This is a genomic window from Bacillus sp. FAU20 (genome assembly GCF_056033865.1).
Genome location: NZ_JBVYHY010000003.1, coordinates 367189 through 392505, shown reverse-complemented (window position 1 = coordinate 392505; position 25317 = coordinate 367189). Strand labels below are relative to the sequence as shown.

At 35.4% G+C, this 25317-nt stretch carries 26 protein-coding genes and 1 tRNA gene; 8 read left to right on the top strand and 19 right to left on the bottom strand.

Going from position 1 to position 25317, the window contains the following annotated elements:
• The first annotated feature begins 55 nt into the window (after positions 1–55).
• The 4 genes from metI to AC0OM3_RS02270 all read left to right on the top strand — a co-directional run bounded on the left by metI (position 56) and on the right by AC0OM3_RS02270 (position 3734).
• Entirely contained in the window at positions 56–1168 is a 1113-nt protein-coding gene (metI, locus tag AC0OM3_RS02285; protein WP_474211041.1) for a cystathionine gamma-synthase/O-acetylhomoserine thiolyase, read from the top strand.
• Complete coding sequence (gene metC, locus AC0OM3_RS02280) at positions 1165–2328, top strand: cystathionine beta-lyase (protein WP_000122295.1); 1164 nt, start codon at positions 1165–1167, stop codon at positions 2326–2328. Before metI ends, metC begins: the two co-directional genes overlap by 4 nt.
• A 169-nt stretch (positions 2329–2497) precedes the next feature.
• Positions 2498–3010 (top strand): cysteine hydrolase family protein, encoded by a 513-nt coding sequence (locus tag AC0OM3_RS02275; RefSeq protein WP_000255614.1) that lies wholly within the window; start codon positions 2498–2500, stop codon positions 3008–3010.
• Positions 3011–3443: 433 nt separating this feature from the next.
• Positions 3444–3734 carry an ArsR/SmtB family transcription factor gene (locus AC0OM3_RS02270; protein ID WP_000894377.1) on the top strand — a complete coding sequence of 97 codons (291 nt, stop codon included), beginning with the start codon at positions 3444–3446 and terminating at the stop codon, positions 3732–3734.
• Positions 3735–3876: 142 nt separating this feature from the next.
• Here AC0OM3_RS02270 and AC0OM3_RS02265 read toward each other — a convergent pair whose 3' ends face one another.
• The gene (locus tag AC0OM3_RS02265) at positions 3877–4989 is read right to left on the bottom strand and encodes a class I SAM-dependent methyltransferase (protein WP_000525138.1); all 1113 of its coding nucleotides are present in this window, start codon (positions 4987–4989) and stop codon (positions 3877–3879) included.
• A gap of 9 nt (positions 4990–4998) precedes the next feature.
• A complete protein-coding gene (locus AC0OM3_RS02260; RefSeq protein ID WP_000871225.1) occupies positions 4999–5628 on the bottom strand; it encodes an MBL fold metallo-hydrolase in 630 nt (209 codons plus the stop codon).
• A 170-nt stretch (positions 5629–5798) separates the two neighbouring features.
• Here AC0OM3_RS02260 and AC0OM3_RS02255 point away from each other — a divergent pair, with 170 nt between their 5' ends.
• A complete protein-coding gene (locus tag AC0OM3_RS02255; RefSeq protein WP_000524852.1) occupies positions 5799–5972 on the top strand; it encodes a DUF2759 domain-containing protein in 174 nt (57 codons plus the stop codon).
• Between the two features lie 79 nt (positions 5973–6051).
• On the opposite strand, the gene glcK is transcribed toward AC0OM3_RS02255, so the two are convergent.
• From glcK to AC0OM3_RS02185, 14 genes are all read right to left on the bottom strand, one after another.
• Positions 6052–7035: a glucokinase gene (gene glcK / locus AC0OM3_RS02250; RefSeq protein ID WP_000391701.1), complete on the bottom strand. Its 984-nt coding sequence runs from the start codon at positions 7033–7035 to the stop codon at positions 6052–6054.
• A 19-nt stretch (positions 7036–7054) separates the two neighbouring features.
• Positions 7055–7255 carry a YqgQ family protein gene (locus tag AC0OM3_RS02245; RefSeq protein ID WP_000253699.1) on the bottom strand — a complete coding sequence of 67 codons (201 nt, stop codon included), beginning with the start codon at positions 7253–7255 and terminating at the stop codon, positions 7055–7057.
• 103 nt (positions 7256–7358) lie between these two features.
• Entirely contained in the window at positions 7359–7937 is a 579-nt protein-coding gene (locus AC0OM3_RS02240) for a 5-formyltetrahydrofolate cyclo-ligase (protein ID WP_000861927.1), read from the bottom strand.
• A 104-nt stretch (positions 7938–8041) separates the two neighbouring features.
• Positions 8042–8191 (bottom strand): 50S ribosomal protein L33, encoded by a 150-nt coding sequence (gene rpmG, locus AC0OM3_RS02235; protein ID WP_001265616.1) that lies wholly within the window; start codon positions 8189–8191, stop codon positions 8042–8044.
• Positions 8192–8260: 69 nt separating this feature from the next.
• Positions 8261–10615 carry a sugar phosphate nucleotidyltransferase gene (locus AC0OM3_RS02230; RefSeq protein ID WP_000679325.1) on the bottom strand — a complete coding sequence of 785 codons (2355 nt, stop codon included), beginning with the start codon at positions 10613–10615 and terminating at the stop codon, positions 8261–8263.
• Positions 10616–10955: 340 nt separating this feature from the next.
• Positions 10956–11612 carry a phosphate signaling complex protein PhoU gene (phoU, locus tag AC0OM3_RS02225; RefSeq protein WP_000251240.1) on the bottom strand — a complete coding sequence of 219 codons (657 nt, stop codon included), beginning with the start codon at positions 11610–11612 and terminating at the stop codon, positions 10956–10958.
• 291 nt (positions 11613–11903) lie between these two features.
• The gene (pstB, locus tag AC0OM3_RS02220; protein ID WP_000226680.1) at positions 11904–12719 is read right to left on the bottom strand and encodes a phosphate ABC transporter ATP-binding protein; all 816 of its coding nucleotides are present in this window, start codon (positions 12717–12719) and stop codon (positions 11904–11906) included.
• A gap of 28 nt (positions 12720–12747) precedes the next feature.
• The gene (pstA, locus tag AC0OM3_RS02215; RefSeq protein ID WP_001242556.1) at positions 12748–13614 is read right to left on the bottom strand and encodes a phosphate ABC transporter permease PstA; all 867 of its coding nucleotides are present in this window, start codon (positions 13612–13614) and stop codon (positions 12748–12750) included.
• A 1-nt stretch (position 13615) separates the two neighbouring features.
• Positions 13616–14566, bottom strand: coding sequence for a phosphate ABC transporter permease subunit PstC (pstC, locus tag AC0OM3_RS02210; protein ID WP_474211038.1), 951 nt, complete (start codon positions 14564–14566; stop codon positions 13616–13618).
• Positions 14567–14593: 27 nt separating this feature from the next.
• Complete coding sequence (locus AC0OM3_RS02205; RefSeq protein WP_000871823.1) at positions 14594–15511, bottom strand: PstS family phosphate ABC transporter substrate-binding protein; 918 nt, start codon at positions 15509–15511, stop codon at positions 14594–14596.
• Between the two features lie 332 nt (positions 15512–15843).
• Complete coding sequence (locus AC0OM3_RS02200; RefSeq protein ID WP_000038991.1) at positions 15844–17970, bottom strand: peptidoglycan D,D-transpeptidase FtsI family protein; 2127 nt, start codon at positions 17968–17970, stop codon at positions 15844–15846.
• Positions 17971–18078: 108 nt separating this feature from the next.
• A complete protein-coding gene (locus tag AC0OM3_RS02195; RefSeq protein ID WP_000871387.1) occupies positions 18079–19356 on the bottom strand; it encodes an MFS transporter in 1278 nt (425 codons plus the stop codon).
• Between the two features lie 116 nt (positions 19357–19472).
• On the bottom strand, positions 19473–20084 hold the full coding sequence (gene sodA / locus AC0OM3_RS02190) for a superoxide dismutase [Mn] (protein ID WP_001052031.1): 612 nt from the start codon (positions 20082–20084) through the stop codon (positions 19473–19475).
• 221 nt (positions 20085–20305) lie between these two features.
• Positions 20306–20379 (bottom strand) — tRNA-Ile (locus AC0OM3_RS02185).
• Between the two features lie 242 nt (positions 20380–20621).
• Between AC0OM3_RS02185 and yqgB the strand changes: the two genes are divergently transcribed.
• From yqgB to ispG, 3 genes are all read left to right on the top strand, one after another.
• Positions 20622–21380 carry a protein YqgB gene (gene yqgB, locus AC0OM3_RS02180; RefSeq protein WP_000021894.1) on the top strand — a complete coding sequence of 253 codons (759 nt, stop codon included), beginning with the start codon at positions 20622–20624 and terminating at the stop codon, positions 21378–21380.
• Positions 21381–21444: 64 nt separating this feature from the next.
• A complete protein-coding gene (yqfZ, locus tag AC0OM3_RS02175) occupies positions 21445–21810 on the top strand; it encodes a protein YqfZ (protein ID WP_000825404.1) in 366 nt (121 codons plus the stop codon).
• 164 nt (positions 21811–21974) lie between these two features.
• Positions 21975–23078 carry a flavodoxin-dependent (E)-4-hydroxy-3-methylbut-2-enyl-diphosphate synthase gene (gene ispG, locus AC0OM3_RS02170; RefSeq protein ID WP_153577907.1) on the top strand — a complete coding sequence of 368 codons (1104 nt, stop codon included), beginning with the start codon at positions 21975–21977 and terminating at the stop codon, positions 23076–23078.
• Between the two features lie 79 nt (positions 23079–23157).
• Here ispG and AC0OM3_RS02165 read toward each other — a convergent pair whose 3' ends face one another.
• From AC0OM3_RS02165 to AC0OM3_RS02155, 3 genes are read right to left on the bottom strand one after another with little or no spacing between them, the layout of a single operon-like run.
• On the bottom strand, positions 23158–23571 hold the full coding sequence (locus AC0OM3_RS02165) for a Fur family transcriptional regulator (RefSeq protein ID WP_001054516.1): 414 nt from the start codon (positions 23569–23571) through the stop codon (positions 23158–23160).
• Positions 23572–23584: 13 nt separating this feature from the next.
• On the bottom strand, positions 23585–24418 hold the full coding sequence (locus tag AC0OM3_RS02160) for a metal ABC transporter permease (RefSeq protein WP_000613815.1): 834 nt from the start codon (positions 24416–24418) through the stop codon (positions 23585–23587).
• Positions 24418–25188 (bottom strand): metal ABC transporter ATP-binding protein, encoded by a 771-nt coding sequence (locus tag AC0OM3_RS02155; RefSeq protein WP_001059662.1) that lies wholly within the window; start codon positions 25186–25188, stop codon positions 24418–24420. Before AC0OM3_RS02155 ends, AC0OM3_RS02160 begins: the two co-directional genes overlap by 1 nt.
• Positions 25189–25317 lie beyond the last annotated feature (129 nt).

The following is a 25317-nucleotide window of genomic DNA, read 5'->3' as shown; positions in this document are numbered from 1 at the left end:
CTTTTTTTATTTTATATTCACTTAATGTTTCAATTTAAAAAGGAGGAATTTTCACATGTCAACAATCGAAACAAAACTAGCACAAATCGGAAATCGCAGTGAAACTAAAACTGGAACGGTTAATCCACCAGTTTATTTCTCAACCGCTTATCGTCACGAAGGAATTGGTAAATCTACTGGCTTTGACTATTCACGAACTGGCAATCCAACTCGCGGTCTTTTAGAACGGGCGATCGCAGACTTAGAATATGGCGAACAAGGTTATGCCTGTAGTTCAGGGATGGCGGCTGTTCTCCTCGTCCTTTCTCTATTCCGCTCTGGAGACGAACTTATTGTATCTGAAGATTTATACGGGGGAACGTATCGATTATTTTCTGAGCATGAAAAAAAGTGGAATGTTCAATGTAGATACGTAAATACACAGTCTATTAAACAAATTGAGCAAGCTATCACAACTGAAGTGAAGGCTATTTTCATAGAAACTCCAACTAATCCATTAATGCAAGTTACTGATATTGCTGCTGTCGCAACTGTAGCGAAAAGGCACGGACTACTTCTTATTGTAGACAACACATTCTACACACCTTATATACAGCAACCATTAACAGAAGGTGCTGACATTGTACTTCATAGCGCAACGAAATATTTAGGGGGACATAACGATGTACTAAGCGGGCTTGTCGTTGCAAAAGGAAAGGAACTTTGCGAGGAAATCGCTCATTATCATAATGCATCAGGTGCAGTTTTAAGTCCATTTGACTCATGGTTATTAATTCGCGGTATGAAAACGTTAGCGCTTCGCATGAGACAACACGAAGAAAATGCGAAAGCAGTTGTTGCGTATTTAAACGATGAAGACGGGGTAACAGATGTATTTTATCCAGGAAGAGGCGGCATGATTTCATTCCGCCTTAAAGATGAAGCTTGGATTAATCCATTCTTACAGTCTTTATCCTTAATTACATTTGCCGAAAGTCTTGGTGGTGTAGAAAGTTTAATGACTTATCCAGCAACGCAAACACATGCTGATATTCCTGAAGAAATTAGAACAGCAAACGGCGTATGTAATCGTCTTCTTCGATTCTCAGTTGGCATTGAAAATAGTAACGATTTAATTCAAGACTTAAAGCAAGCTATTAAACTCGTAAAAGAAGGTGTAAGAATATGAGCTATTCTATAGATACACTCTTACTACACAACCAATATAAACATGACTCGCAAACAGGCGCTGTGAACGTTCCTATTTATAACACATCAACTTTTCACCAGTTTGATGTAGATACGTTCGGAAAATATGACTATAGCAGGTCAGGAAACCCAACTCGTGAAGCTCTTGAAGATATCATTGCTTTATTAGAAGGCGGAACAAAAGGATTCGCCTTTGCATCAGGCATTGCAGCGATTTCCACTGCATTCCTCCTTCTTTCACAAGGTGATCACGTACTCATTTCTGAAGATGTATACGGAGGCACTTACCGAGTGATAACTGAGGTACTCTCCCGTTACGGTGTTTCACATACATTTGTTGATATGACCAATTTAGAAGAAATAAAACAAAACATTAAACCAAATACAAAGCTCTTTTATGTAGAAACACCTTCTAACCCACTTTTAAAAGTGACAGATATTCGCGAGGTTTCTAAACTCGCAAAGTCTATTGGCGCTCTTACTTTTGTTGATAATACATTTTTGACACCACTATTCCAAAAACCATTTGAACTTGGAGCTGATGTCGTTCTTCATAGTGCTACAAAATTTATTGCTGGTCATAGTGATGTTACTGCCGGATTAGCAGTAGTAAAAGATGCAGAACTCGCTCAAAAGCTTGGATTTTTACAAAATGCATTCGGTGCTATTTTAGGGCCTCAAGATTGTTCTCTCGTACTTCGCGGTCTAAAAACATTACATGTACGCCTCGAGCATTCAGCTAAAAATGCCAATAAAATTGCACATTATTTACAAGAGCACGCTAAAGTACAAAATGTCTATTATCCGGGATTACAAACACATCTCGGATTTGATATTCAACAATCTCAAGCAACATCAGCTGGCGCGGTCTTGTCGTTTACTTTGCAGTCTGAAGATGCACTCCGCCAATTTTTATCAAAAGTAAAATTACCTGTTTTTGCAGTTAGTTTAGGAGCTGTAGAGTCTATTCTTTCTTATCCAGCAAAAATGTCACATGCAGCACTGTCGCAAGAAGCTCGTGATGAAAGAGGAATCTCTAATTCATTACTTCGGTTATCAGTCGGTCTTGAAAATGTTAACGATTTAATATCCGATTTTGAAAATGCCCTTTCTTATGTAGAAGAACCTATAAATGCATAGAGAAAAAAGAAGATATGAGATTAGGTTTTCATATCTTCTTTTTATGCGGTTTAGTTATATTCATTTGAATTTCTTCTTTTCTTATAGTCCATAAAAAAATAAAAGTATATCATCTATTTCTAAATAATGGATTAATTGATATATTAAGAAATGAACAGGGGTGAAAATAATGGTTACTTGTGCAGATATTTTAATCGTTATCGATTTACAAAATGGCGTATGTTATAGCGGAGAGCATTTATTTGATTTACAGAACTTACTAACAAAAGTAAATAAAAGAATTTCTTCATACAGAAAATTAAATAAACCAATCCTTTTTGTTCAACATTGTGATGATGATTTAGTACCCGAGAAAGAACTTTGGACTATTCATACCGATCTAGATGTTCAAGAACAAGATTTTTTTGTAAGAAAAACACATGCAAATTCATTTTATAAAACAAACTTAAAAGAAATTTTAGATCAATTATCTGTAAATCGCATTGAATTTTGTGGTGCCCAAACAGAGTACTGTATGGATGCTACGATTAAGTTTGCCCACGGGCTGGGATACGAAAACTTTATGGAACAGAAAACAACCTCTACGTTGAATAATCCTTTTATGTCCGCAAAAGAGACAATTGATTTTTACGAGAACATATGGAATCACAGATTTTTAACGTTGCTAAAAGATGAATTTTAGAATAAATGACTACTGACTTGATTATCCTAAGATTTATCAGCCGTAATCAAATATTTCATTATCACCATAAAGAAGCGAATTACATTCAGCTTCTTTTCTTTTAACCTGTTTTATATTCTATATATATCATTATAATTCCTTTGTCATATTATTTTAAAAATTTAGTATATTCATTTGAAAGAATAAGAAAATCATGATAAAATTGTGTTACAAATATATTTATATCTTTCAATTTTTAAAACGCATCGAAATTTTCACCCAAAAATGTCATTTTACAAAAACGTGCTAATTTACCTATTTTATTTACATCAGGGTCTCTTTTCTTACAATTTCTTTACTTTAGGACTTTTTTTCTGCAACAACTATTTTCTTTTCTTTAAATTTTTGGTATGTATAGTATGGTATAATAGCTCACACGGAGGTGGAAAAGAACATGTTAGAAACCTTTCAAAAAGAATTAGAACTATATGAAAGTAATGCAGAATTATTAAAAGTGCTAGCTCATCCTGTTCGTTTATGTATCGTAAAAGGATTAATCGAGCGCGGTCCAAGCAACGTTTCTACAATGTATACTGGATTAAACATGCCACAATCTACAATTTCACAGCATTTAGCAAAATTAAAAAGCGCTAAAATCGTTTCTAGTGAAAGAAAAGGATTAGAAATTTATTACAAAGTAGAGAACGAAACAATAATTCAACTCGTTCGCGTATTATTAGGTTAGGGACTAATAATCGCAGAAAAAGAACGTATTCTATATTTTTTATCTCATATCTTTAATATAAATATATATCATGAGAGGAAATATATAATACTACATAAGTCGTATTAAAAAACAAGACACAGTATATACTGTGTCTTGTTTTTTATATTGTTACATACCGATCCAAATGTAAATGTTGCATATCTTTTGTATGTATAACAACATCAAACGAACTCCCTACTCCTCCATTTAAAATCATAGAACGAACTGCTCGATTTTGTTTTTGCGTTTCAGAAAAAGGATTCATATCTTGATGGCTCGTAAGCTGTTCTAATATCCCTGCAGCTAACAAGAACTCAGATTGTTTCTTATGCCATACTGCACTCATTCCTTGCATACTAAACATCTCCTTTAGCTCGTCCCAATGAATATGAGTAGTAAGATCCATTTCACCTGGATGCGCTAGTGGATTACGTATTAGCTTGTGCTGATAATACCCTCGCAAACTTCCTTCACGGTGTGCTGGATGCATCCATTCTTCTTTTGTGTATCCGTAATCAACTGTAATACATATACCTCTTTGAAACCATTTCGCAATTTCTTTTATATAATCCTCCATCACAATTGGTACTTCAAAACGTTGCCCTTCAGCAATATGAATATTATATTTCAATAAATAGCGACCAATTCTTTTATCTAACGGCCTACATACTTCCGAAAGGTTTCCTTCCTCTGTATATGTAATACGCACTTCATACAACATACCATTTCTTTTCTCAATTATTTCAACAGGAAATGCATCAAACAACTCATTCGAAAAAAGAATTCCCTCGAAAGAATCTCCCATTTCACTATAAGAGGTATAGTACGATACATTAGAAAATGAGCCAAGGTGCTCCTGCTGTAATTTTCTATGAAAAGGGCTCACTTCAATCATTGAATAGTTTAAATCAATAAAGGTTTTTGGAGATAATTGCTTCCATTCTTGTAAAACATCATAGGCAAACTTCCCTGTTCCTCCACCAATTTCACAAATATTCGGAGCAACTTCACCATTTTCAACAAGACGAATAAAAAGTTTAGCAAAAGTTTTTGCAAACACAGAGGATACGTTGCTACTTGTAAAAAAATCACCTTGTCTTCCAATCTTTTCACGTTCTTTCATATAATATCCATGACCTTCTGTATACAATACAAGGTTCATATACGTACTATATGAAATTGAATAATCCTTTTCTTTCCCCATCCATTCTCTTAAAATGAGCTCCATTCCCATAATGACTCCTTATTGTAAAAACGGATTATTTTCTTTTTCAAAGCCAATGCTTGTTTCTGGACCATGTCCACATAGCACCGCTGTTTCATCTGGTAATACAAATAATTTCTCTTCAATACTTCCAATTAATTCAGCGAAACTTCCACCAGGTAAATCTGTTCTTCCAATGCTCATTTGGAACAATACATCTCCTGAGAATACAGCATTCGCCTCTTTACTATAATAAGAAATACTTCCTGGAGAATGTCCTGGTGTCTCAAAAATTTCAAAATTAAATGATCCAATTGTTAATGTACCTTCTGCATCAATAATATGATCCGCCGGTTTTGCTGTAATACTGCGGTTCATCATAAAAATTTGAGAGCCGTTTACAGTTGCATCTCCTAACCAATCTGCTTCTTCTTTATGTACGTACACAGGAATATGAAAAGCGTCTCTTACCGCATCAACAGCACCGATATGATCAAAATGAGCATGTGTTAATAAAACAGCCAATGGTTTTAATTGTTCTTCTTGTAAATATGTAACGAGCTTTTCACCTTCATGACCAGGGTCAAAGATAATGCACTCTTTTTGATCGTTCATTAAAATATAAGCATTTGTTTGTAATGGGCCTAACGGCATTTGTATCCATTTCATATGAAAATCTCCTCCAGTTATTAAACTTACTTTTAATGATACAACATTTCTTTCTCTGAGGAAAAGAAAGGATGCTATCTCGACAATCATTTTTAAAACATGTACAATATAAAAGAGTAAATATTCCAAAAACTCATAATAAGAAATGGGTAGACAGAGGAGGATATTGTATGGGCCTTGTTATTATTTTTACACTTGTCACTCTGTTAGCTGTATTCGCTACGCTTAGAACACTTCGTGAAAAAAACTTTTTCGCAAGCGGCTTTGCAATTGCAACTGTACTCGTTTTCGGATGGTTTACGATCATGACTGTTCTATATAACGGGTATCCACCAGCAGCTTAATTCGTTTACACTTTATTCTTCATCGAGATTTCACACAAAAAGAGGAAGGGTTCCCCTTCCTCTTTTCATATTTCACAACTTATATCATCTTCGCTTCGTATTTGTGCTTTTTTACAAGCCAAGCTCCTCCGATAACACCTGCATCATTACCAAGTGTTGCAATAGCTAACTTCGTGCTCTTTACAGCACGTGAGAAAGCATATTGCTCGAAATAGCGTTGAATTGGTTCTAATAGCGCATCTCCAGCTTTAGACACGCCTCCACCAATAACAATTTTCTCTGGGTTCAACGTACTAGAAAGGTTCGCTACAGCTAATCCTAAATAAGAAGCTACTTTTTCTACTACTTCTCCTGCTAATTCATCACCTTGTCCAAGTGCTTCAAAGACATCTTTTGATGTAATACGTCCTTCTTCAGCTAACATAGAACGCAACATGCTCTCTTTATTAGTCTCTTGTATTTTTTGCATAGCAACACGTACAATACCTGTCGCAGATGCTACTGTTTCTAAGCAACCAGACTTCCCGCAATTACATGGGAAAGCATTTTCTGTAACTACTGTAATATGTCCAATCTCACCAGCAGCACCACTCACGCCGTGTACAATCTCACCATTGGCGATTACACCACCACCAACGCCCGTACCAAGTGTCATACAAATTAAATCTTTTGCACCTTCACCAGCACCTTTCCACATTTCACCAAGCGCTGCTAAGTTTGCATCATTATCAATAACAACAGGTAATCCTGTTTCTACTTCTAATAAATCTTTTAGTGGATAATTTTTCCACCCTAAATTAACCGCTTCATAAATCATTCCAGATGCCACATGTACAGGACCAGGAGCCCCCATACCAATACCAATTAACTTGCTCTTCAATTCGCCTAATTCTTCTAGCTTTTTATCAATTGCTTTCGCAACATCAAGTGTAATATGTTTTCCTTGCTCACCTGTATTCGTAGGGATTTCCCACTTATGTAAAATTTCACCGTATACATTAATAAATGCTAATTTAATCGTTGTACCACCAAGGTCAACACCAACTAACCATTTCTCTTCCATGTTGCTTACCTACCTTTATCTAATTCTTATTTAGCTCTTTTTGAATTTCTTGCTTCAATAAAAATAAAGCTGTTTGATAGTCTTGTGGATCGATTAGCTGTGATTGATTTAATTCACGCAATTCATCTTGCATTAATTGTAAATCTGCAATTCGATCTCCCGTATAAATAATCGTACCAAATTTCTTTAGCAATTGCTGAATATCATAAATAGATACCATTTCATCACCCTCTATACTCACTTACTATAAAAAATTATAATAAGAAAACGTTCACATATTTTATTATAATCAAGAAGAAAAAGTCTCGTCAATTTTTATTTGTCTATACAAGCTTATTTATAAGTATTGTTCCTTTTTCTGTAATAATTTTTTCTATGTTTTTATCAAATGGCTCTACCGGAATGTGTTTTACCATTTGAAAATCATACGCTAATGATAGCGTTTTCCCTTTATAATGCACGAGATAACGATCATAATAGCCACCGCCGTACCCAATTCGCTCTCCTCGTTCTGTATAAGCTACGCCCGGCACAATTTGAAGATCAATTTCATCCATATTCACTTCTTCCGTAAGCCCAGGAATCGGTTCACGTAAATTCATATACACCGTTTCTAATTGATCAAAATTATTAATTTGCCGGAAAGACATCGTTCTTGTTCCTTTATTACACTTAGGAACTACAACTTTCTTTCCTTCTTCCCAAGCTTTTTCGATAATAGGATATGTATTCACTTCATTTTCCATTGAAAGAGTAATTCCAATTGTTTTAGCTTCAACCCACTCTTTTTGCGCATACAACGAAAATGCAATCTGTTCTGATAAAGTTGTATACTGTTCTTCTGATAAAGAATTCATGTGTTCTATTATTTGTTTACGTAAACGTACTTTCTCTACTTTCACACACTCTCCCCCTTACAGTGACACTTTACTCTATGCTGATAGTGTATCACTTTTAACATAGGAATCGAATAAAAAAAGAAACAGTAGGAAAATATTCCTACTGCTTACTTTGTTTCACGGTGTAACGTAGACTTCTTGTCACGCTTGCAATACTTTTTAAGCTCGATACGCTCAGCGTTGTTACGTTTATTTTTCTTTGAGATATAGTTACGATCTCCGCATTCTGTACATGCTAGAGTAATATTCACACGCATTCTTATTTCCCTCCAGTACTAATAACTTAAATCAGACTATACTATAATACCACTTTTAAAATAAAAATTCTACACCTTTTGATATTGTCTAATTTTTTCTATAAGATTTTTCATATTTTCCCTTGCTATTACTGGATTTCTAGCATGTGAATACACCAAAAACTTTGGTTGTTTTGTGTCAGAAACGATATAAGACCACTCTTTTTCAGTATATTTGAACTGTACTCCTTCAAATATACCTTCTCCCTTCCTTTCCATATCATCCAATAATTTCCTCATAATTTCTCCTTTTTCATTCCATGAACATACCACTTCATCATAAAGTAAATAGAGCGGAGGTGATTGCTCTACTATGCTGAGAAACGTTTTTCCTTGCAATGCTATTAGCTCAAATAATTTTCCAATTCGATATAAAATATCTCGCTTCCACCTTACTTGAAACGACTTTCTTTCATCCTGCGTATAAAATAGAAGATAACATTCTCCTAACTTCAAAGACATTGGGTAAATATTTCCTGTCGATTCGAGTAAGAAATCCGGAATATCTACCTCTTCCAAATCTGTACCTTGGTAAATATTACTATGTTTATCGTATAACTCGAAATGATTTCCTTGCTCAGAAAACATAAGAGCCATATTCGCTTTACTTGATTTCATCAAAGCTTTCACATGATCTTTTTGTTCGCTTGCATAAATCCATGTAACTGTACAACCAAGTCTTTGCAGAAAGAGCATGAGTAAATGTTGCAACGTATCATTTCTCTTATTAATAAGAAGATGAAACTTCTGCATCTGTATTTTCTCGATATCAATATGCTCCAATATAACTTCTATATACTCATTCATAGAAACATGAACCAGCTTATTACGCCCCATTTCTTTCTCATGCACGTAATAAAACAATTCGGACATATATACTTGTTCTATCTCTTTTTGCTGCTTATACGTTAACGGCATGCCAGCTTGACCGTATAACTTTATAACAATCTCATTCCCATTCTCCACTTGAATGAAAACACCACCTGCACATTGCAAATGATGAACACTATATTGAAAAAGTGACTCGTTCATTTCTTTACATTCCATCGTATGAATCCCTATACCATGAATAGCATGTAAAAATAAATTTTTATAAGAGGTTGTTTCTATATTTTCTTGACTTCCAATTAATATACTTTCTCCTTTTGTAAAAAGAGAACCATAGGCCATCGCAATCTTCACGATAAACTGGGGAGTAATTTCAACATTCCCTCTTCCTACAATGCGGCTTTTTTGTAACCACCCTGCACTCATTTCACTCTCTTGAATACCAGCCGCTCCTACTATCGAATGACTATCAATCGCCTTATAAGGCCATAGTTTTCCTTTTTGCTTAATTACCGTACTTCTCCCGATATGACAGTGATCCGCTACAACGCTTTTTTGAAACAGTGTAACATCATCTTCAACTATTGTACGCTCTCCTATTGTCGTTTCTAATAGTTCACAATACTTCCCAATGTGGGCATTTGCAAAAACAATACTCTTTTGAAGATGAGAATAATTTGAAACGATACTATTTTTCCCAATAATAGAATATGGCTCAATTACAGCTCCTGTACCAATCTTTGCTCCTTCTCCAATAAAAGAGGGGCCATGAATTTTCGTCCCTTTACCAATCGTCACCCCTTCTCCCATCCATACCATCGGTAATACTTCCGTATAAGGAATAGGTACTTGTAACTTTTTCGTTAACAAATCAAATTGTGCTTGTCGATATTGATTAAATGTGCCGATATCTAACCAATAACCTTCTGACAAATATGCGAATAACACATTTTTGTTTGCCAATAGCGGAAACACATCATGACTGAAATCAAAAAATTGCCTAGGCGGTATGTAAGAAAAGATTTCTGGTTCCATAATATATATGCCTGTATTCACAACATTAGATACTACCTCATTCCAGCCCGGCTTTTCTATATATCGTGTAACCTCCTGGTCTTTATTCATTACAACCAATCCAAATGAGAGTGGATTTTCTACTTCTTTCACAAACATTGTTACCATTCTTTTCTTTTGTTCATGAAACCCAATTCCTTCTGATAATTGAAAGTCAGTTAATGCATCCCCGCTTATCACAACAAATGTTTCATCTAAAAATTGTTCTGCTTGTTTAATACTCCCTGCTGTGCCAAGCGGAGGAGAGTCTTCAAAATAATACAAGTTAACTCCCCATTTACTACCGTCACCAAAATATTGCTTAATGGTCGTACTCATATATTGAACAGTAATTGCAATTTCACGAATACCATGCTGGCGTAATAACTCAATATTATATTCTAAAACTGGTTTTTCTAATAATGGTAACATCGGCTTTGGAGTATTACATGTTAATGGCCTAAGGCGTCTTCCTTTTCCTCCAGCTAAAATAACCCCCTTCATATACTTCAGCCTCCACTTATATAATGTTCAATAACTCCATATACCATATGTATATTCCCTATCCCACATGAACTAGCAGCATAAACTTGATTAGTTAAACAAATCCTCATTTAGAAGACCATATAATTAAATTTCTCACCTATAAAAACGTACGTTTCAAACAACAAGAAAGCGCTTACTATTAATTGTTAAATAATACTTATTAACGACAAACATATATACTAATTTTTCCATTATATTATGATACATCTTATCATCATAAACTAAAGGAAACAACGAGCTTTTTTTGTCATGTTTTGACTAAAAAAAGCAGGTGATTTCTCATCACCTACTTTAATTCCTACTCATTCAATAAATAATGCTTTCCTTTTACTAAATAAAAGACATTTTCAGCAATATTTGTAATATGATCTGCTACACGCTCAATATATCTCGCGACAAATGATAATTGTGTAATTTGCGTAATTGCTTCTGGTTGTTCCGGAACTGAAGATATAAACTCACGAATTGCTTTTCCATATATTTCATCAACGGAATCATCCATTTCAGCAATTTGTTTCGCAAAAGTTAAATTTTCTTGTTCATATGCTTCTAACGCTAAATGCAACATCTCATTTGCAACCGCAAACATTTCATCCAGGTTGTGCAAACTAACAGCCACTTCTTTTTCCCCAAGACGAATTGTAGCCTTTGCAATATTAACAGCATGATCTGCAATACGCTCTAAATCTGTCGCTGTTTTAATTGAAATAAAAATCCTTCTTAAGTCACTTGCTACAGGTTGCTGCTTCGTAATGAGCATAAGCGCAAGATCGTTTATTTCCTCTTCTAAATTATCCATGCGGTAATCACCATCAATGACCTCTAACGCTTTCTCTACATCCCTTGTATGCAGACCTTCCATAGCAATCAATAAAGCCGCATTTGCTAATTCTCCAAGCTCGATCACCTTTTGCTGTAACGCTTTTAAATCACCTTGAAACTGTTCTCTTACCATTTTTCTTCCCCCTCAATATTATGTGCCATTATATAAAAGTGAAACTTTAATCAACCCTCATCAATCGGGCTTTTATAGGCAGCAAGATCCCCTCCCTAACTTCTTTGCTTTCGCTAAATTTTAAGGTGGGGGGCTTACTGCCTGCAAATAGCGGGGCAAATCTCCTACATAGCCTCTTGCGCTTGTAATAAACCTTAAGATAAGGAGAAGTATTACTTCTCTATTAACAGTAAGATAAAATAAGAAATGCCCTCTGTTAAGAGGGCATTTGCTCTTAGCTTTGAAACGATATCAACCAAAGCGACCTGTAATATAATCTTCTGTACGCTTATCTGAAGGAGTCGTAAATAATTTATTTGTATCTGTATACTCCACAACTTCCCCGCTTAAGAAGAAAGCTGTTTTGTCTGAAATACGCGCTGCTTGTTGCATATTATGCGTTACGATAACAATACTAAAATCTTTCTTTAGCTCTTGAATTAATTCTTCTACTTTTAATGTTGAAATTGGGTCTAATGCCGATGTTGGCTCATCCATTAAAATAACGTCTGGCTCAATAGCTAAGCAGCGTGCGATGCATAGACGCTGTTGCTGTCCACCAGATAAACCATATGCATTATCGTGCAAACGATCTTTTAACTCATCCCAAATCGCTGCTCCACGTAAACTTTTTTCAACAATTTCATCTAATGCCTTTTTGTCACGAATACCATGGATTTTTGGACCGTATGCTACATTCTCATAAATAGATTTTGGAAATGGATTTGGCTTTTGGAACACCATTCCTACATGCGTTCTTAATTCTTCAACTGGATATGATTTATCAAATATATTGCGTTCTCTATACTCAATTACACCTGTAGTTCGAACGATCGGTACTAGCTCTACCATGCGATTTAATGTTTTTAAGTAAGTTGATTTACCACAGCCACTTGGACCGATAATGGCTGTAACTTCATTCTCATGAATACTTAAATTAATATCTTTTAAAGCATGGTCTTCCCCATACCATAAATTTAAGTTTTTCGTATCAAATACTACCTTCTTTGGCGCAGTCTCGATTTTCTCTTCGTTTTTCACCTGTACATTTACTACTGTTGCTACCATTTGAATTCCCCTTTCATCCACTTCCAACTTATTTTCGATTTCGTAACCATAAAACAAATATATTAATAAATAGCAACAAACCTAACAAAACAATCATCCCAGCTGCTGCTACATACTGAAATTCTTCTTTTGGCCTACTCATCCAATTAAAAATTTGAATTGGTAGAACTGTAAATCTATCAAACATACTAAATGGAACATAATTTGCAAACGCAAGTGCCCCAATAACTAATAGTGGTGCAGCTTCTCCAATTGCTCTTGATATCGCTAACGTACAGCCCGTTATAATCCCTGGGAAAGCATATGGCAATACAATTTGATACATCGTTTGCCACTTCGTAGCACCTAATCCGTAAGAACCCTCTAATAATACACTTGGTACTGATCGAATTGCTTCTTGACTCGCCACAACAACTGTTGGTAAAACGAGTAAACTCATCGTCAGTGCTGCTGCAACTATACTCTCTCCTAAATGAAGAGCATATACAAAAATAGTTAAACCAAGCAATCCAAATACAACGGATGGTACTCCTGCTAACGTTTGATTATTAATCTCTATTATTTTTTTAAATAGAGATTCCTTCGCATATTGCTCTAAATAAAGTGCTGTTCCAACTCCAAATATAAAAGAAACAGGTATAACAATACTCATAAATAATATTGTCCCTGACAAAGCTGCAGCAATACCAGCTTCTTTCGGATTACGTGAAGCGAAATTTGTAAAGAAATCTATTGAAAGATAACTTATACCTTTTTCAACAATTTGAAACAGTAACAAAAACAAAATTACAATTGAAAATAAAATTGCTATATAAAATAACAATTTGTAAATTCGATCTTTTAAAAAGCGTGATGCCATGTTTTTTTGTATTTTTTTATGATTCAACATTCGCATATTATGTCATCCTCCTAAAACGGCGCATAATTGACTGCGAAATGATGTTCATAATAAAAGTAAACAAAAATAACGTTGCACCTACAGCATACATGCTGTAATACGTAATCGTTCCATGCGGAGCATCACCTAAACTTACTTGTACAATATAGGCTGTTAACGTTTGAATAGAATGTGTCGGATCAAGCGATACATTTGGTGTGGATCCTGCTGCAATTACAACAATCATCGTTTCACCAATTGCACGAGAAGCCGCTAATATAATTGCTGCCATAATCCCTGTAAAAGCGGACGGAAACACCACTTGTTTTACCATTTCAAACCGCGTCGCTCCGAGTGCTAATGAAGCTTCTTTCGTCCCTTTCGCCACAGCTCTCATCGCGTCTTCAGATAGAGATGCAACTGTAGGCATCATCATAAATCCGATAACGATTCCTGGACTAATCGCATTAAAAAACTGTAAGTCTGGTATAACCCTTTGTAAAAGTGGCGTAACAATTGTTAATGCAAAAAAACCATATACAATTGTCGGGATACCTGCTAATAGCTCTAACATCGGCTTTAATATTTTCCGTGCACTATTTGAAGCATATTCGCTTAAAAATACGGCACACGCTAAACCGATAGGAATTGCTACAAACATAGCAATTGCTGTTACAAGGAACGTTCCACATATAAGTGGTAATATGCCGAATTTAGGATCTTCAAAAAATGGTAACCATTCTTTCTCCGTCAAAAAGGAGTATAATGATATTTTTTGAAAAAACATGATTGTTTCATTAGAGAGCGTAAAAACAATTCCAAGTGTCGTCACAATAGAAACGCTAGCAATTATTTTTAGTAATAAAGGTACTATTCGATTGATTCGCTGCGTTTTTTTTCTTTGTTTTGTATTTCTTTCAATCAAATGTTGTACAGAAAATGTAATTTGACTTTTGTCATTATGAGCCAAAGATGAAAACCCCTTTCCACCCCGACATTACCTTTTTATTTCTGTTAACATACGCAGCTGTTCATTGTATTTTTCTTTTCGTAATTTTACATACCCGACCTCTTCAGCGAGGTTACCGACATGCTGAATCATAAACTCAACATAGTTTGCTACATTCATTTTATTTCGGATAGATGCATTATTCACATAAGCAAGTAGCGGCCTAGATAACGGCTTATACTTACCTGATTGAATGGTCTCTTTCGTCGGAAATACACCATTTACTTTTATTGCTTTCACCTTATCTCGATTAGCCATATAATAAGCATATCCTACAAAAGCAATGGCATGTTTATCATTCATTACCCCTTGCATAATAACTTGATCATCTTCAGACAAAGAGACTTTTTTTACAATGCGATGATTTTGTAAGATGACATTTTGAAAATAATCATACGTACCAGAGTCTACGCCTGGTGCATAAAACTTCACTTGTTCACGTGGCCATGTTGAATGAATTTGTGACCATCGCTTCTCTCTTCCATCTTCACTCCAAAGTAGTCGTAACTCGTCTACTGACATATCGTCTACCCATGTATTGTGGCGATTCACAACAATCGTAAGACCGTCGTTAGCAACCTCAAAAGGTGTGAACTGAATAGAGTTTTTCTTCATTTCATTTTTCTCGACTTGTTTCATTACTCTCGAAGCATTATTTATATCTACTTCTCCTTTACTGAAACGATTAAATCCTCCCCCAGTTCCAGAAATACTGATGGAAATTTTCACGTCTGGATGCACCTTTGTATATTCCTCCGCTACTGCTTCTATAATAGGAAAAACCGTTGAGGATCCATCAACTCTCACTTCTCCCGTATCATTTAAAGCAAATGCAGTAGACATTTCAAAACAGAGGAACCATATTGATAATACGAAAATTTTAATAGGTGTACGCATCCATTTCACGTGTTCTTCCTCCTAGAAGTAACCGGAAATAACAGGATTACAGATATAAGAATACTGCTAAACTATTAATTCGGTTTTAATTGTTTGTAAAAGTTTTGTAAAGTTCCACAAAAATCAACATACGATACAATTTTAATTCATTAGTAGCTATTCATTTCCTCTGATGATTTCCCTATAAAATATTTATCCCCTATCCCACCATATACAAGTATCATTTATACGGCCGCGCTTTTTCCAATGTTGTATACTTGTCCACATTTATTACACGATATGCATAAACCATAAAAAAAAGCACACTATCTTTTCAGATAGTGTGCTTTTTTACAACTTTTTTATTCATCATCTTGATCTTTATTTTTATTGTCTTTATCATCTTTTGAAGCTTGACCATTTACTTCTTTGTTTTTCAAATCAAAGTAAGCATCCATAATTTCACGACCAATATATCCATTAATACCAGTCTTATCATCATGTACCCACGGAACGACAACAGAGAATGCTACTTCTGGATCTTCAAGTGGCGCATAACCTACTAATGTTAAGTTATATGTTTCCACACGTTCACCGTTTGCCTTTCTACCAATCTCTTTATCTCCGCCATACACAGTTTGCGCGGTACCTGTCTTCCCTGCCGCTTTATATTTTGCACCTGTAAAGTATTTTGTAGCTGTACCACCCGAATCATTATACACTTGTCTAAATCCTTCTTGAACGCGTTTAATTTGCGATTCCGGCATATCAACACGATTTAATACTTTCGGTTCCATAGATTGAACAACTTTCCCAACTTCATCTGGTTTCACTGCCGGTTGACGAATTTCTTTTACAACTTGTGGTTGCATACGATATCCGCCATTGGCAATCGTCGAAATATATTGCGCTAATTGAAGCGGTGTATACGTATCATACTGTCCAATTGATAAATCTAGTAAGAAACCTGGTTGACTACTTCTACCCATCTGACCAGCAGATTCATTCGGTAAATCAATTCCTGTTTTTACACCAAGTCCAAACTGTCCGAAATAATAACGCATCGTATCAAATGCTTTTTGAGGTATATCTAACGTACCACCTCTCACATACTGAACACCGGCGATATTCATCGCTGTTTTAAACATATAAACGTTAGAAGACATTTTTAAAGCTGTAAGGTCATTAATATATCCCATCGTTTTCCAAGACGACTTCGTAGGTGTACCTTTTAATTTAATTGGTTCATCCAATTGTACTGCCCCTGGTTGAATCGCACCAGTTTGATATCCAGTAAGTACTGTTGCACCTTTTACAGTTGATCCCATCGGATAAGAACTTGTCATGGTACCTAATGCAAAGTCATTTACTTTCGTTTGGCCATCTTCGTTAACTAATTGTTTCCCCGCCATAGATAAAACTTCACCATTTTTTGGGTTCATCATTACAACGAATGCGCGATCTAAAAGAGGTTCGCTTCCTTTAAACCTCATTAAATTCTTCGCAAGAATATCTTCCACGCGCTTTTGTAATTCCATATCAATTGTTAAGTTCAGGTCATTACCACTTTGTCCTTTTGATACATTAATCGTTTCTAAAATATTACCGTTTTTATCTGTAACATTTCTAACTTCTGCTTTCGTACCGTGCAGACTATCTTCATACTGTTGTTCAAGATAACTTTTTCCTACTCGGTCATTTCGATTATAATCACGAACAAGATAGTAATCTAGTCTTTCTCTCGGTAAGCCTTCATCAGATGTCGACACCCCACCAAGTACACTTCGGAATAAATCATCGTACGTATATTTTCGCTCCCAATCAACATTCGTATCTACACCTGGTAATGCTGCTAGGTTTTCACTAATAATCGAATATTCCTTTTCTGTAGCATCCTTTTTAATAACTTGAGGTGTCATTGCATATCCGCCGTCCATCTTACTTTTAATCGCTAGTATTTCTAGATCTTTTGCGGATAATTGATTAATCTCTTCTTCTGTTACACGACTTCTCTGACGCTCGTCTAATTCTTTATCATCAATTTTTTTATCTTTAAACTCTTGACGATCTTTATTCGTAATTTTTTCTTTAGCTTCCTCTTTATGCATAGCAAGCCAATAATCTTTTTTATCGCGATCTGTTAATTTATCTGTCGGTACTTCAATCAAATCTGCTAGCTTTTTCGCTGTTTCTAAGCGATCTTCTGCAGTTGATCCTTTCATTTTTGTAAATGTAATAGTACGAACGGCTGCATTATCTACTACAGGTCGCCCATAACGGTCAAATATTTTCCCACGCGGTACAGGATTACTTATCGTTGAGTTTTCTTTCTTCTCCACTTCATTCTTATATTCTTCACCGCGAACAATTTGTACATATCCGAGCCTTACAATAACCGCGGAGAACATTAAAAACACGCAGAAAAACAGCACGTTTAACCGAAAAGGAACGTGGGTCTTTTTCTTATTTTGCTTCTGCTTCTTGCTCATACAAACCCCCTCTACCAACAGCTATGTAATGTGAAAGGGACACCTTCTACAGGTGTCCTCACTGCTGTCTTACATCTTTTTCTATTCTAGCATAAAACAAACGAGAAGTTAACCTTCTGGTTCAGTTTGGTTTTGCGCGTTCCCTTGCGTTACAACACTTGTTTTACTCGCATTTCCCTCATCATATTTGACATTTTTAACTGCAAAATAAATAAGAAAATGTCCAGCACCTAAAATACATAATAAGTAAGGTAAACTTTTTTCAGGTGGAAAGAATAGTACAGCACATAAAAAGCTTAAAATGGAACAGATTCTTCCGGCGTTTAACCACAGCTCCCGAACAACGACATATTCCACACGCCATTCTCTCGCATTTTTCGCTCTACCAATTACGTCATATGTCATTGATCCGTACGGAACAAGTAAAATAGGATATGCAACCGCAATACATGCCGCATAAATAAGTAATTTCGTGTATGTAACATTGAAAATGACTAAAAAGACGACAGCATATAAAATAATGCCCCCAAGTAAAATTGCTTTTTTTCGCCACTCTTTCTTTAACATACGAGCAACTAAGTAATAACATACAAAGGATACAGCAGAGTTAACTAAACTGTATTTTCCTAATGCGAACTCACTATTAGTTGCTAAATAAACATATACTGAAATGACAAAAATAAACGTTCCTTCTCTCAATCCTTGGAAAAAATGAGCTCGTGTAATCTTTCCCCAATTTTTATCAATCCGTCGTTCTTTCAATACTTGCACGATTTCATAACGCCCTTCACATTCTCTTTTAGATAAAAAGAAGCTTAAGACGACAGCAATTGCAAATAGAACTAATGAAAGAAAGAATATAACAGTATAACCACTCCATTTCTCCATACGTGAAATTGTGTATCCTGCTGCTATTGGTCCGATCATCCCAGAGAAGGATGTAAGAAGTCCAAGAAACCCATTAAAGAAATCTCTTGTTTCTGGTTCTGTAATTTCAAATGTCAATAAGTTAAAAGCCAACCAGTAAAAACCGTATCCTACTCCTAAAAGAGCCCCCATTAATAAAATATACTGAGAAGCACTTTTTCCTGCTACTAAGACAACGATAAAAAAAATTGCGAGCGTTCCTACCCCTATCCGTAATAAAATCGAGCGATCGATACGTTTCGCTAATTTCCCCCCTACAAGAAATGTGAGAGGCTGTAATACCACGCTGGCTAAATTATACAAGCCAAGATTCACATAATTTTGTGTTTGTTTCCATAAATAAATATTTACAAACGTATTCGATAAAGAAATTGCGAGCGTGTATAAACCTCCTATAAGGAGCAATAACACTAAATCCCGATTCACTTCAACGTCACCAATTATATGTTTCCATTTCATACACAACTCTCCTTTACTTCATGTTCTAGTCTTCCAAAGACAAGCCCAATTATGTAAAAGGAAAGCATAGAAAAAAGCTAGGGGCTCTCCCCTAGCTTTTTCTATATTTATTACAATTATTTTGCTTCTTGGTAACGTTTTTCAGCAGCGTTCCAATCTACAACGTTCCAGAATGCACCGATGTAGTCTGGACGACGGTTTTGGTAGTTTAAGTAGTAAGCATGCTCCCAAACATCTAAACCGATAACTGGCGTTTTACCTTCAGTTAAAGGAGAATCTTGGTTTGGAGTGCTTGTTACTTCTAACTCACCATTGTTTACTACTAACCAAGCCCAACCAGAACCGAAGCGAGTTGCGCCAGCTTTTGCGAATTCTTCTTTGAATGCATCGAAGCTACCGAATTTTGCTTCAATTGCAGTTGCAAGTTCACCTACAGGTTGTCCTCCGCCGTTTGGAGATAGGATTGTCCAGAAGAATGTATGGTTAGCATGTCCGCCACCATTGTTACGTACTGCTGTACGGATTGCTTCTGGTACTTCGTTTAAGTTCGCAACTAATTCTTCTACGCTTTTGTCAGCTAATTCTGCATGACCTTCTAAAGCAGCGTTTAAGTTTGTAATGTACGTGTTGTGATGTTTTGTATGATGGATGTTCATTGTTTCTTTGTCAAAGTGAGGCTCTAAAGCATCATACGCATAAGGTAAATTTGGTAATTCGTGTTTTGCCATTGTTATATTCCTCCCAGTTTATGTATTGCCACTTAAGTGACATACAACTTCATTCTACCCTAATTGCCATAGGGTGCAAACAAATAAATCACATTGTCTTGCTATCATTAAAGTAGCAAAATTCCCACTTCTTTTCAATTAAAATGCTCATATATTCCGTAAAAAAAGCTTCCTTCTACAAGGAAGCTTCCTGCTAACATAATAAACATGTGAAATGGATATGGACCCTGTAGGACTCGAACCTACGACCGGACGGTTATGAGCCGTCTGCTCTAACCAGCTGAGCTAAGGGTCCACAATTATGTATGTAACAACATATCAAATAAAGGAATTCCTATCGGATATGCCCTTTAAGAAAGGTAAGATAAATTTACCATATAGAAAAGAAAAGTGTCAATTGTATTTTTCTTATTTAAAAGAAGAAAGTTAATAAAAAGAAATTTAGTTATCTCCACTATATGTAAATATAATATATCTTGAGATTCTCTAGATTCCTACGTTACAATGATTTTATACATACATAAAGGAAGTGAATCTATGTCCATATTTACCCAATTCGTAAAAAGCATATACTCGCCTAAAGATATGGCGCTATTCCGTTTTCAAAAAATCGGTAAAACCATTTTGTATATTATGCTACTTTGCTTAATTACTACTATTCCAAGAACTTTTTTGTACGGTAGTTTTATCCAGGATGGTGTAGGCATGGTAAATCAAGTCATCGATAAAGATTTACCTGATTTTAAAATTGAAAATGGCGAACTAAAAGCCGATATTGATCAACCTATTGAAAAAGAAGAAGGAAATGCACTTTTCGTATTTGATCCAAATTCAACAGACCTAGAAAAATATCAAAATAAAACAGGTTTATTTGTTTTAAAAGATAAAGTAGTCTCTATGGGAAATGGTCAAACACAAACGTATTCTTATAACGATTTGTTAGGTGCATCTCTTGAGAAAAAAGATCTACAAGAATTTATTTCTTTATTCGATAATATTTACCCAATTTTATTATTTGTTATTGGATTTTTAGTGTACCTATTCCAATTATTCATCACTTTTGTAGGCGTGACTTTACTTGCGTTCATCGGTTCTGCTATGAGCGGTCAACGTAAACTATCCTATAAACAAGTTTGGACACTAACTGCATATAGCTACACAATCCCAACCATTTTCTTCATGATTATGGATTTATTCAAAATCGTCGTACCTGGGGCAACGTTCATTTATATCGCTGTTGTTTTAATCGTTCTATACTTAACGATTAAAGAGGTACCCAAACCGAAAGAAAAATAAAAAATGCCTAAATAGGCATTTTTTTTTTGGACAAGCATATATTCCTAGCAAAGGAGTGAAGAATATGAAGAGATTAGGTATATTCCTATTCGTGCTTGTTCTCGGTTATATATTTTATTACGATATAAAAATCGGTACTTTACCGATGTTAAGTGCATATAAAAAAACAACTACTGCTCAAACGATTAAAAAAGAAAACACAGACAGCCAACAAAATAAAGAGAACAAAACAGAAAAAGAAACGGATGTATCTTATAAAACAATTGAAGTAAAAACTGGTGAGACAGTTCTTTCTATTACAGAACAAATTAATAAGAAAAAAATTCCTTCCATAGAAAAAGTCATTGACGACTTTAAACAATTAAACAAAAGTACATCTGCTACAAAAATACAAATTGGAAAGTCTTATAAATTCCCCTTATATCAATAAGCTATCACTTAATCCTTGTCAATTACATAAAGGCGCTGATACAATAGTAAAAGTGAAACTGAGTACTTCGGTTTCTATAGCCCTATATCACGTATACTATCATTGATATGAGGGACTAAATAAGAAACTTCTTTTATAAGGAGAGCGATCTATTCGTGAATGAAATGACTCATCGTACAAAAACACGTCCAGTTAAAGTCGGTAATTTAACAATCGGCGGTAATAATGAATTAATTATACAAAGTATGACAACAACAAAAACACATGATGTTGAAGCAACAGTTGCTGAAATCAAGCGTTTAGAAGAAGCCGGCTGTCAAGTCGTGCGCGTTGCCGTTCCAGATGAACGCGCAGCAGATGCTATTGCTGATATAAAAAAACAAATCAACATTCCACTTGTTGCTGATATTCATTTTGATTATCGCCTTGCTTTAAAAGCAATTGAAGGTGGCATCGATAAAGTACGTATCAATCCAGGTAACATCGGTCGTCGCCATAAAGTAGAAGCTGTTGTAAATGCAGCAAAAGAGCGCGGTATTCCAATCCGTATTGGTGTAAACGCTGGTTCATTAGAGCGTCACATTTTAGAAAAGTACGGGTACCCAACTGCAGATGGTATGGTCGAGAGCGCGCTACATCATATTAAAATTTTAGAGGACTTAGATTTCCACGATATTATCGTATCTATGAAAGCCTCTGATGTTAACTTAGCAATCGAAGCATATGAGAAAGCTGCTCGCGCTTTTGATTATCCATTACATTTAGGTATTACAGAATCTGGAACATTGTTTGCCGGAACTGTAAAAAGTGCTGCTGGTCTTGGAGCAATCTTAAATAAAGGCATCGGAAATACATTACGTATTTCATTAAGTGCTGATCCAGTTGAAGAAGTAAAAGTTGCTCGTGAACTATTAAAATCATTCGGTCTTGCATCTAACGCAGCAACACTTATCTCTTGTCCAACTTGTGGTCGTATTGAAATCGATTTAATTAGCATCGCTAACGAAGTGGAAGAATACATCTCTACACTTCAAGTACCAATTAAAGTCGCGGTACTTGGTTGCGCTGTAAATGGCCCTGGTGAAGCTCGTGAAGCTGATATCGGTATTGCCGGTGCACGTGGAGAGGGATTATTGTTCCGTAAAGGGCAAGTCGTTCGTAAAGTACCAGAAGAAACAATGGTAGAAGAACTGAAAAAAGAAATCGACGTAATTGCTGCTGAAATGGCTGCTGAACGAGAAAAAGAAAAAGAGACGCAAGAACAATAAAAAGAAGGTTGCCACAATATTTGTGAGCAACCTTCTTTTCTACGTAAAAAAGCTCGTCAGTTATATAACCGACGAGCTTTTACTTTGCACATTTTGGACAACGACCATATATTTCAAACTTATGACCCGTTACTTCATAACCGGTAAAATCTTTATTCATAAAATCCATTGGGCAGGAAGTAATCTCTTTCGTTCCTCCACAATCCAAACAAATAAAATGATGATGATGTTCCATAATAGAACAAGTAAAACGAAAATGTTTTTCACCATTTAATTCCGTTTGTTCTAAAACACCAATCTCAGCAAAAACTGTTAAGTTACGATAAATCGTATCAAAACTAAGCCCTGGATAATCATCTTTCATATGCTCTAAAACATCTTTCGCAGTTAAATAACGATTATGTGCTGCAAATAATCTGAGCATCTCTTCTCTTTTTCCAGTATGTTTGTATCCTTTTTCTTTCATTAGGCGTAAAGCTTCTGTTAGATTCATACCTATCCCTACTTTATGCAGTTTTTTTCTTCTTCCATAAAATCGCACCGATTAAAATAAGAACTGCTATCATAACAATTGTACCACCTGGCGCTAGATCAAGTTGATACGAAGCAAACATTCCACCAATTACTGCAATTTCACCAAATAAAATGGAAAAGAAAATTGTTTGTTTAAATCCTTTAGCAATACGAATACTTGCTGCAACTGGTAACGTCATTAATGATGATACGAGAAGAACCCCTACTACACGCATTGATACTGCAATGACAAGAGCAACTAATATAATGAAAATAAAGTGAATCCATTTCGCTCTTAAACCAGTTGATACTGCGTATTCCTCATCAAATGATAATAGAAACAGCTCTTTATATAATAAAATAATTGTCGCAACAACAACAATTGCTACAATCCCAATAATAATTAAATCTGTACTTGTTACAGCACTGACACTACCAAATAAATAACTAAATAAGTCTGTGTTAAATCCATTTGCAAGTGAAATGAAAATAACTCCAACCCCCATCCCTGCCGAAAGGATAATCGGAATTGCTAATTCTTGATAGTGCTTATATACAGTTCGTAACTTTTCGATTAGTAGCGCTCCACCAATCGAGAAAATCATCCCCATATATAAGGGGTTTAAAAATCCACCTGTAAAAATGGTTTTTTCAAGTAATAAACTTGCTGCAATACCCGATAACGTCACGTGACTTAATGCATCCGCAATAAGAGATAAACGACGAATAACAACAAACACACCAATTAGTGGTGCAACAAGTCCAATTAAAATACCTGCGTATAAAGAATTACGTAAAAAGTCATATTGTAAAAAATCTTGTATCATTATATCCTCCCGTGATGCTCATGTTCGTGTTCTAAACGATGAACATGATGTCCATATAAAACGGACATTTCTGCATCTTCTAACTCTCGGAACTTCTCTACATTTCCATGGAAATGTAGATGTTGGTTTAGGCATGCAACATGTGTTACTTTTTCAGTAACAGCTCCCATATCATGAGTAACAAGAATTAATGTGATCCCGAGCCTTTTGTTTAAATCCTCTAATATTTCGTAAAAACTTTCCACATTTTTCACATCGATTCCAACAGTAGGCTCGTCCAAAATAAGCAATTCAGGATCACTAACGAGCGCACGAGCAATAAATACACGCTGTTGCTGTCCACCAGAAAGCTCTCCAATGTTACGACCTTGAAACTCACTCATCCCTACATCAGCAATTGCTTTTTCTACCTTTTTCTTATCCTCTTTTGTGAAAAAGCGAAAAAGCCCTTTTTTCGAAACAAGTCCCATTGACACAACTTCAGAAACAGTTGCTGGAAAACCAGAATTGAAACTATTTGCCTTTTGGGATACATAACCAACTTTGTTCCATTCCTTAAACTTCTTACTATCAACGCCAAACACGCGAATGCTTCCTTCTTTTGGCTTTAAAACACCTAATAAACACTTAAGTAAAGTTGATTTACCTGAACCATTCGGTCCCACTAAACCTAAAAAAGCTCCCTTCGGAACTTGCAAATTAATATTTTCTAACACATTCCGATCTTCGTATCGGAATGTTAAACCTTCAATTTCTAATATATTATTCATAGCATCTCACCTATTTTAATTCAGAATGATTCCGATTTATATCTATTTGAATTATAGTACAGCTTATTATAGTTGTAAACCAATCTGCCTAAAATATATCTATTTTTTCAAGAAACCTTACTATTATAA

Excerpts from the sequence above, each read along its gene's own strand:
- AC0OM3_RS02260 (WP_000871225.1), bottom strand. The coding sequence starts at position 5,628 with ATGAAATGGATACAAATGCCGTTAGGCCCATTACAAACAAATGCTTAT.
- AC0OM3_RS02265 (WP_000525138.1), bottom strand. The coding sequence starts at position 4,989 with ATGGGAATGGAGCTCATTTTAAGAGAATGGATGGGGAAAGAAAAGGAT.
- yqfZ (WP_000825404.1), top strand. The coding sequence starts at position 21,445 with ATGAAGAGATTAGGTATATTCCTATTCGTGCTTGTTCTCGGTTATATA.
- metC (WP_000122295.1), top strand. The coding sequence starts at position 1,165 with ATGAGCTATTCTATAGATACACTCTTACTACACAACCAATATAAACAT.
- AC0OM3_RS02255 (WP_000524852.1), top strand. The coding sequence starts at position 5,799 with ATGGGCCTTGTTATTATTTTTACACTTGTCACTCTGTTAGCTGTATTC.
- AC0OM3_RS02230 (WP_000679325.1), bottom strand. The coding sequence starts at position 10,615 with ATGAAGGGGGTTATTTTAGCTGGAGGAAAAGGAAGACGCCTTAGGCCA.
- AC0OM3_RS02270 (WP_000894377.1), top strand. The coding sequence starts at position 3,444 with ATGTTAGAAACCTTTCAAAAAGAATTAGAACTATATGAAAGTAATGCA.
- pstB (WP_000226680.1), bottom strand. The coding sequence starts at position 12,719 with ATGGTAGCAACAGTAGTAAATGTACAGGTGAAAAACGAAGAGAAAATC.
- AC0OM3_RS02155 (WP_001059662.1), bottom strand. The coding sequence starts at position 25,188 with ATGAATAATATATTAGAAATTGAAGGTTTAACATTCCGATACGAAGAT.
- rpmG (WP_001265616.1), bottom strand. The coding sequence starts at position 8,191 with ATGCGTGTGAATATTACTCTAGCATGTACAGAATGCGGAGATCGTAAC.
- sodA (WP_001052031.1), bottom strand. The coding sequence starts at position 20,084 with ATGGCAAAACACGAATTACCAAATTTACCTTATGCGTATGATGCTTTA.
- AC0OM3_RS02200 (WP_000038991.1), bottom strand. The coding sequence starts at position 17,970 with ATGAGCAAGAAGCAGAAGCAAAATAAGAAAAAGACCCACGTTCCTTTT.
- metI (WP_474211041.1), top strand. The coding sequence starts at position 56 with ATGTCAACAATCGAAACAAAACTAGCACAAATCGGAAATCGCAGTGAA.
- AC0OM3_RS02160 (WP_000613815.1), bottom strand. The coding sequence starts at position 24,418 with ATGATACAAGATTTTTTACAATATGACTTTTTACGTAATTCTTTATAC.
- AC0OM3_RS02245 (WP_000253699.1), bottom strand. The coding sequence starts at position 7,255 with ATGGTATCTATTTATGATATTCAGCAATTGCTAAAGAAATTTGGTACG.
- phoU (WP_000251240.1), bottom strand. The coding sequence starts at position 11,612 with ATGGTAAGAGAACAGTTTCAAGGTGATTTAAAAGCGTTACAGCAAAAG.
- pstA (WP_001242556.1), bottom strand. The coding sequence starts at position 13,614 with ATGCGAATGTTGAATCATAAAAAAATACAAAAAAACATGGCATCACGC.
- AC0OM3_RS02275 (WP_000255614.1), top strand. The coding sequence starts at position 2,498 with ATGGTTACTTGTGCAGATATTTTAATCGTTATCGATTTACAAAATGGC.
- ispG (WP_153577907.1), top strand. The coding sequence starts at position 21,975 with ATGACTCATCGTACAAAAACACGTCCAGTTAAAGTCGGTAATTTAACA.
- AC0OM3_RS02165 (WP_001054516.1), bottom strand. The coding sequence starts at position 23,571 with ATGAATCTAACAGAAGCTTTACGCCTAATGAAAGAAAAAGGATACAAA.
- AC0OM3_RS02195 (WP_000871387.1), bottom strand. The coding sequence starts at position 19,356 with ATGAAATGGAAACATATAATTGGTGACGTTGAAGTGAATCGGGATTTA.
- glcK (WP_000391701.1), bottom strand. The coding sequence starts at position 7,035 with ATGGAAGAGAAATGGTTAGTTGGTGTTGACCTTGGTGGTACAACGATT.
- yqgB (WP_000021894.1), top strand. The coding sequence starts at position 20,622 with ATGTCCATATTTACCCAATTCGTAAAAAGCATATACTCGCCTAAAGAT.